This is a genomic window from Mesorhizobium sp. LSJC285A00 (assembly GCF_000503155.1).
Taxonomy (GTDB): domain Bacteria; phylum Pseudomonadota; class Alphaproteobacteria; order Rhizobiales; family Rhizobiaceae; genus Mesorhizobium.
Genome location: NZ_AYVK01000015.1, coordinates 97545 through 103588, shown reverse-complemented (window position 1 = coordinate 103588; position 6044 = coordinate 97545). Strand labels below are relative to the sequence as shown.

Annotated in this window: 8 protein-coding genes and 1 pseudogene; 5 read left to right on the top strand and 4 right to left on the bottom strand. The window is 63.1% G+C overall.

Features of this window, described 5'->3' with window-relative positions:
• On the bottom strand, nt 1-471 hold a 471-nt coding region (locus X726_RS153805; protein WP_023670157.1), incomplete at its 3' end, for a polyprenyl synthetase family protein.
• A gap of 132 nt (nt 472-603) precedes the next feature.
• On the opposite strand from X726_RS153805, the gene X726_RS153810 reads away from it, so the two are divergent.
• From X726_RS153810 to X726_RS153825, 4 genes are all read left to right on the top strand, one after another.
• Nucleotides 604-1311 carry a transglycosylase domain-containing protein gene (locus X726_RS153810; protein ID WP_050588540.1) on the top strand — a complete coding sequence of 236 codons (708 nt, stop codon included), beginning with the start codon at nt 604-606 and terminating at the stop codon, nt 1309-1311.
• Between the two features lie 153 nt (nt 1312-1464).
• The gene (gene rpmF / locus X726_RS153815; protein WP_008834724.1) at nt 1465-1647 is read left to right on the top strand and encodes a 50S ribosomal protein L32; all 183 of its coding nucleotides are present in this window, start codon (nt 1465-1467) and stop codon (nt 1645-1647) included.
• A gap of 196 nt (nt 1648-1843) precedes the next feature.
• The gene (locus X726_RS153820) at nt 1844-2791 is read left to right on the top strand and encodes an agmatinase (RefSeq protein WP_023670155.1); all 948 of its coding nucleotides are present in this window, start codon (nt 1844-1846) and stop codon (nt 2789-2791) included.
• A 192-nt stretch (nt 2792-2983) separates the two neighbouring features.
• Nucleotides 2984-3385, top strand: a complete 402-nt coding sequence (locus tag X726_RS153825) for a hypothetical protein (RefSeq protein WP_023670154.1) — start codon at nt 2984-2986, stop codon at nt 3383-3385.
• Nucleotides 3386-3633: 248 nt separating this feature from the next.
• Here the strand turns inward: X726_RS153825 and X726_RS153830 are convergent, their stop codons facing one another.
• The 3 genes from X726_RS153830 to X726_RS153840 all read right to left on the bottom strand — a co-directional run bounded on the left by X726_RS153830 (nt 3634) and on the right by X726_RS153840 (nt 5072).
• Entirely contained in the window at nt 3634-4065 is a 432-nt protein-coding gene (locus X726_RS153830; RefSeq protein ID WP_023670153.1) for a heme-binding protein, read from the bottom strand.
• A gap of 166 nt (nt 4066-4231) precedes the next feature.
• Entirely contained in the window at nt 4232-4465 is a 234-nt protein-coding gene (locus X726_RS153835) for a hypothetical protein (RefSeq protein WP_023670152.1), read from the bottom strand.
• 79 nt (nt 4466-4544) lie between these two features.
• Nucleotides 4545-5072, bottom strand: coding sequence for a helix-turn-helix domain-containing protein (locus X726_RS153840; RefSeq protein WP_023670151.1), 528 nt, complete (start codon nt 5070-5072; stop codon nt 4545-4547).
• Nucleotides 5073-5186: 114 nt separating this feature from the next.
• Here X726_RS153840 and X726_RS01000000166945 point away from each other — a divergent pair.
• Nucleotides 5187-6017 (top strand): annotated as a pseudogene (locus X726_RS01000000166945) (alpha/beta hydrolase).
• Nucleotides 6018-6044: the final 27 nt, after the last annotated feature.

Below are 6044 nucleotides of genomic sequence, written 5' to 3'. Positions count from 1 at the left end.
GCGCGCCAGCGCCAGCACCAGCGCCGCCCTGCGCTCCGCCGGCAGCGCCGTCGCCTCATCGGCGAGGACATCGAAGGCAAGCGTCAGAAGCGCATCGCCGGCAAGTATGGCGGTGGCTTCATCGAAGGCCTTGTGCACGGTCGGCTGGCCGCGGCGCAGATCGTCGTCGTCCATGGCAGGCAGATCGTCATGGATCAGCGAATAGCAATGCACGCATTCGAGCGCCGCCGCCACGCGCATCGCCGCCTCGCCATCGGCGCCAAAAAGGGCGGCACTTTCCATGAGCAGGAAGGGGCGCAGCCGCTTGCCGCCGTTCAGCACGCCATGGCGCATGGCCGCCATCAGACGCTCCGGCCGGGCGATCTCGCCGGCAAGCGTGCGGCCGTCGAGCAGCAGCCTGAGCCCGGCCTCGATCGCCGCCGCCCGCCCCAGAAGTGCGGCCTCAAAGGCCAATTGCTCGTCTTTCGTCATGGCCGGGAGCGGTAGCCGACACTCAGACGTTGCGCAAGAAGCCTCGCGCCATTATGCCGGAGGCGGGAGAGTGGCGCGGGTGGGGGCGGCTTGACGGAACCGATCGTCGATCATGAAACCGAAGGGTTTGAGATGGCGCGACCGAGGCGCGTGAACCGCGCCGGTCTGAAGCGCCTCGCCCGGCGTTGCCTGGTCGTCGCCGCCGTGCTGGCGGCGATACCCGTTGGGCTGACCTTCCTCTATCTGCCGTCCTTCGTGCATCCGATATCGACCTTGATGGTCAAAGACCTCGCGACATTTTCCGGCTACGACCGGCGCTGGGTGTCGATCGACGATGTGTCGCCGGTGCTGGCCAATTCGGTGATCATGTCGGAGGACGGTCAGTTCTGCTTCCATCGCGGCATCGATCTCGGCGAATTGCGCGGCGTCGTCGACGATGCGCTGGCCGGCGAGGCGACGCGCGGCGCCTCGACCATCACCATGCAGACGGTGAAGAACCTTTTCCTGTGGTCGCGGCCGCTGGGCTCGGTGCGCAAGGTGGTCGAACTGCCGCTGGCCGTCTATTTCGACGCGGTGATGTCGAAACGGCGGATCATGGAGATCTACCTCAACATCGCCGAATGGGGGCCGGGCGTTTACGGCATCGAGGCGGCGGCCCAGCATCATTTCGGCGTTTCGGCCAAGCAGCTGTCGCGGCGGCAGGCGGCATTGCTGGCCGTCTCGCTGCCCAATCCGATCGCCCGCAATCCGGCCAAGCCCGGTCCGGGTCTGCGGCGGCTGGCGTCGCTGATCGAACGCCGCGCCGGCCGTTCGGGCGCGTATGTCGGTTGTCTTGATTAGGTCGAACCGCTGCCGGCTCAAAAAAAATCGCCACGGTGCTGGCCAAAACGGCGCAGGGCGTGTATAGGCACCCGACTTTCTCAGATTATGGCCCTGACGCGGCCCTTTCACGAGGGCTATCGGGGCATTTTGACCATGTAGTGGAGCATATCCATGGCCGTTCCGAAACGAAAAACCTCTCCGTCCAAGCGCGGCATGCGCCGCTCGGCCGACGCTCTCAAGGCCCCGACCTATGTCGAGGACAAGAATTCCGGCGAAATGCGCCGCCCGCACCATATCGACCTGAAGACCGGCATGTATCGCGGTCGCCAGGTGCTGACGCCCAAGGAAAGCTGAGACCAGCTTTCGAAGGGTTTGAATGCCAAAAGAACCGGCCATTGGCCGGTTTTTTTGCGTTTGGTGCGCGTCGCGCCGCCAACTATGCCAAAGACCGGGCGTCCGTGGCGATACAAGCTGCGGCGGCGGTGCTGTATTGAGTGATGCCTTGTCGCGGCGCTTCCGCGCGATGATCGGCCGGCTTCAGAGGGACCGCATGACCAAGCTCACCACAGCACCGCGCGATATCTTCCAGACCTTCATGAACTTCCCGCTGGTCGAGGACCTCGATGCGCTGAAGGCGGATGTCGCCATCATCGGCATGCCTTACGGCAGTCCCTACACGATCGACGAGTTGGTCAACGACCAGACCAACGCGCCGACGGCGGTGCGGCGCGCCTCGCAGCGCATCAGCCTCGGGCTCGACCGCTATGATTTCGACATTGGCGGAACCCTGTTCGACGGGCAGGACGTCAAGGTGGTCGATGTCGGCGATGTCGCCGGCGATGCCGCCGGCGGCCACTACAGGTTGGCCGAAGCGGCGATCCGAAAGATCCGCGTCGCCGGCGCCTTGCCGATCACCATTGGCGGCGATCACGGCATTCCGATCCCGATCCTGCGGGCGCTTGACGGCGAAGGGCCGATCACCCTGGTTCAGATCGATGCCCATCTCGACTGGCGCGACAATGTCAACGGGGTCAGGGAAGGCTATTCCAGCCCCATCCGCCGCGCTTCGGAGATGGCGCATATAGCCGGGATTTTCCAGCTCGGCATCCGCGGCCAGGGCAGCGCCCGGCTCGAGGAGGTCGAGGCGGCCCGCGCCTACGGCTCCAACATCGTCACCGCCAATGAATGGCAGGATATCGGTACGGCGGCGCTGCTCAAGCGCATCCCGGACCGTGGCCGCTATTACCTGACCATCGATGCCGACGGTCTCGATCCCGCTGTCATGCCGGCGGTCGAAGGGCCGGCGCCTGGCGGCATCAGCTACCGGCAGACGATCGAACTGATCAAGGGGCTGTTCGCCAAGGGACGTGTCGTCGGCATCGACATCGTCGAGATCGCGCCGGCGCGCGACGTCAACGAGATCACCTCGATGACCGCCGGCCTTTTCATCCTCAACGCTATCGGCGCCGCCGTGCGGACAGGCCAGTTCAAGCGCTGAATCCGGCGTGTCGGTGGTCAGCCGGGGCAACTGTGGCTGACAGGGTTGTTTCGCGCGGTCTTTTTCCGTGTTTGCGGGCGCTAGCGAAAAATCTTGACGGCGTGCCTGCGGGGCATTCTACAGAAGGTGCCCCCATTGTTTAGGCAATTCCTTGGGAAACCGCTTTCCTGGAATTGCTAGAGGAGACGCCTGATGTTCGGTGCCATCCCGCTGCTGATCGTGCCCTTCGTGGCCTACAATCTCGGACTCCTCGGAATATTCGGCAGCGGCGACGATCCGTGGGCGACCGAGATCTTCTCGTTCAGCATGATGTCGGGCGGGGTGTTCTCGATGACGCTCGGCGACCTGATGGTGGTGATCGGGCTGATCTTCCTGTTCCTCGAAATGGTGAAGTCGGTGCGCACCACGAACGCCTCGATCATGGACCATCTGTTGTCGACGCTGGTCTTCGTGGCGTTCCTGGTCGAATTCCTGCTGGTGAAGGGCGCGGCGCACTCCGTCTTCTTCACGCTGATGGTGATCGCCCTGTTCGATGTGCTGGCCGGGTTTTCGGTGTCGATGCGGTCGGCGAGTAGAGACATAAATTTGAACTAGCCGCCTTCGTTGGATGGTCGCATCCGTTCGCGATTGGCGTGGCTGCTCTTTCTGGTCGTCATCCTGGGGCGAAGCAAGGAGCGAAGCGACGCGGCGCAGACCCTGGGATCCATTCCGTGAAGCTAAGGCGTTGCAACGGTTCAGAATTCTGCTCCGCTTACACTTGCGGCAAAGGTCGCGGCATGGATCCCAGGGTCTTCGCGACGGAGTTTCGCTCCTGCTTCGCCCTGGGATGACGAAGCTCCCCCTCAGCCCGGATCGGCGGTGAAGCCCGCCGCTTCGATGCCAGCGATGGCGGCGGCTTCGTCATTGTCCGACGTATCTCCCGAAATTCCGACGGCGCCGATGACGGGGCCTGCCTTGTCGCGGATCAGCACGCCGCCGACGACCGGCAACACGCGTCCACCCGAGACGTCGGAAATGCCGGCGACGAGATGCGGCCGCTCCTTGGCGAAAGCCTCGACACGGCGCGAGCCCATGCCGATGGCCAGCGCCCCATAGGCCTTGCCGGCCGACATTTGCGGGCGCAGGAACGAGGCGCCGTCCTGACGCTGGAAGGCGACGAGATGCGCGCCGGCATCCAGCACGGAAACGCCGAGCGGTTTGAGCTTCATCTCGGCGCCCTTGGCGAAGGCGGCGTCGATGATGTGCTTGGCTTTTTCGAGGGTCAGTGCGGTCATGGCTGTCTCCTGATCAAAACGCGTCAATCATCGACCTGACATGCGGGATGCGAAATCCCGGTTGCGGTTGAAATTGGGAAAGCGGAAATGGCGGGCATTGCTGATCGTGGCACATGGCGGATACGATCCGCCGGCATCCAGATGGCGCGTCGATGAAGAGACCGAGTTATTTTTTCTTGGCTCGGGCCGCTTTCTTGACCGGAGCGGCGGGGGCGTTGGCGAGGTCTTCCGCTTCCTTGGCAAGGCGCAATGCCCGGAGCTTGTTGGTCTTGGCCTGGCGGGCGTCGGCCTCGGCGACATACTCCGCCATCGCCTTTTGCCGCACCGTGGCTGCCTCTTCCTGCTTCTTGAAACGCATATCTGCCCTGGCGCGGGCAGTATCCTTAGAGTTCTCGACCAAGAGCGTTATCCAATCCCGTAAATTATGTTTTTCAGCCCCTTGATAGCAGAGCCGGCCTGATAATGGGGAAATAAGTTGGTCAAGCGGCCGGGGCCTCGATGCCGCTCGACGCCTTGCGGGCTACCACCGCCTCATATCCGGCCTGCAATGTAGCGCGGACGGAAGGCTGCGCGGGTGTGGCGACAGGCGTGCCCAGATGGTCGTGGCGCAACTCGTCCATGAACTGCTCCCACATTGGCGGTCCGCCTTTCTCCAGCAGCTCGGCGCGGATCGAAAGCTCCTCGCTCACCGGCAGCCAGACGCGGCCCCAAGCGCCGAGATGCGCCATGATCGGCACCAGCGTGATGGCCATCTCGGTCAGGCTGTAGATCGCCTTCTGCTTGTGCGAGGGGTCGTCGGCCTTGGTCAGCATGCCGAGTTCCATCAGCCGCTTCAGCCGGTCGGCCAGGATATTGGAAGCGATGCCCTCGATCGAGCCGTTGAGCAGTTCGCGAAAGTGGCGTTTGCCGCCAAAAATCATGTCGCGCAGGATGATCAGGCTCCAGCGATCGCCGAACACTTCCAGCGACAGATTGATAGGGCATCCCGAGCGGTGTTCGGTTTTCATCCGACTCTCTCCAAAAACCAGTTGCATTATCGTATCAGTTTTATTATCGTGCAACCGATTGCAAAACGCAATCAGTTTGATTGGCCTTTGATTGGCCCATGCGAGGAGAGTCCCATGACACGGGCAGCAGCACCCGAAATCGTCTCCCAGACGTTTGGGGATCCGGCGATCCAACCGTTCTGCTGATCATGGGCGCCATGGCCTCGATGCTGTGGGGGCCGGAGGCGCTCTGCAAAAAACTCGCCGGCGAGGGCCGTTTCGTGATCCGCTACGACAATCGCGATACCGGCCTGTCGACCAAATATGCGCCGGGCGAGCCGCCGTATACCTTCGACGACATGGCGGACGATGCGGTGCTCGTCCTCGACGGTTGCGGCATCGGCGAGGCGCATTGGTCGGGATGTCGATGGGCGGCATGATCGCGCAACGACTGGTGTTGAAACATCCCTCGCGTGTCATCACACTGACGGTGATCAGCAGTTCGCCGGTGGGGATCGATACATCGCACCTGCCGGGGACGACCGAGGCCTATATGGAGCACTCGGCCGATGGCGCCAAGGTCGATTGGTCGGACCGCGACCAGGTGATCGGCTTCGTCGTCAAGGATGCGCGTGCGATCGCCAGCACCGCGCATCCCTTCGACGAGAAGGCGATGCGGGCGTTCGTCCAACAGGACTACGACCGATCCGGCGGCTTCCTGAGCGCGACTAACCATTTCATGCTGAAGAGCTGCGAGAATCTGAAAGGACGCCTGCGCGAGATCAAGGTTCCGCTGCTCGTCATTCACGGGACATCGGATCCGATCTTTCCGGTCGAGCATGGCGCAGCCCTTGCCGACGCTGTTGCCGGCGGGCGGCTTGTCCGCGTCGAAGGCGGTGGCCACGAACTGCATCCCGACACTGGGGCACGATCGTTGCCGCCATCGTCACGCATACCAAGCCCTGAAGGCAGTCTCGAACCTTGACACATTCG